The 1,120-nt window shown below is 71.0% G+C and carries 2 protein-coding genes; both read left to right on the forward strand.

Annotated elements, in window-relative coordinates:
* On the forward strand, window positions 1-681 hold a 681-nt coding region (locus ACZ38L_RS39610), incomplete at its 5' end, for a Mu transposase domain-containing protein (RefSeq protein WP_465703036.1).
* A partial coding sequence (locus ACZ38L_RS39615; protein ID WP_465703038.1) for an ATP-binding protein occupies window positions 681-1,120 on the forward strand: 440 nt, incomplete at its 3' end. The genes ACZ38L_RS39610 and ACZ38L_RS39615, both read left to right, overlap by 1 nt.

Below are 1,120 nucleotides of genomic sequence, written 5' to 3' on the forward strand. Positions count from 1 at the left end.
CTGACATCCGAGTTCGCCGCGTTCGCCGGACTGCTCGCCGTCAGAGTGATCTTGTGCCGGCCGCGTGATCCGGAAGCGAAGGGCCTGGTCGAGCGCGCCAACGGCTACCTGGAAACCAGCTTCCTGCCCGGCCGGGTCTTCACCGGCCCCGACGACTTCAACACCCAGCTTTCGGCCTGGCTGCAGATCGCCAACCGGCGCCAGCACCGCTCGATCGACGCCCGGCCGGTGGACCGCTGGGAGGCGGACCGCGCCGCGATGTTGCCCGTCCCGCCCGTCTCACCCCCGCACTGGTGGCGTTTTCACACCCGCATCGGCCGCGACCACTACGTCCGCGTCGACACTAACGACTACTCCGTTCACCCGCGCGCGATCGGGCGGACGGTGATGGTCCGGGCGGACAACGAGGAGGTCACCGTCATCGCCGGCAACGACATCGTGGCCCGCCACACCCGGTGCTGGGCCAGGCACCAGAGCCTGACCGACCCCGAGCACGCCGCCGCGGCCGACCTCCTGCGCGGCGAGGTCATCCACCAGCAGGCCGCCGCGCGGGCGGCCACCGCCCGCGCCGCGATGCTGGCCCCCGACAGCCTCGGCATCGAGGTCGAACAACGTGAACTGGACACCTACGACCGCATGTTCACCCTCATCGAGGGCGGCGCCGGGAAGGAGGACACCTGATGGCCCGCACCACCGCAACCTCCAGCACTGCCAGCGCCGATGCGGCCAAGCCCGACGGCCAGGCGGCCCGCACCGGCCGGCAGACCGCCGCCGACCTGGCCTTCCTCGCCCGCGCGATGAAGGCACCCGCGCTGCTGGATGCCGCCGAGCGGCTGGCCGAACGCGCCCACGCCGAGTCCTGGACCCACCTCGAATACCTGGTCGCCTGCCTCCAGCGCGAAGTCTCCGCCCGCGACAGCCACGGCGGCGAGGGCCGCATCCGCGCCGCCCGCTTCCCCGCCATCAAGACCATCGAGGAACTGGATCTCACCCATCTGCGTGGTCTGACGCGCCAACAACTCGCGCATCTGGGAACATTGGACTTCATAGCGGCCAAGGAGAACGCCGTTTTCCTGGGACCGCCGGGCACCGGCAAGACACACGTCGCGACCGGGCTCGC

This window comes from Kitasatospora sp. NPDC024654, from assembly GCF_055559155.1.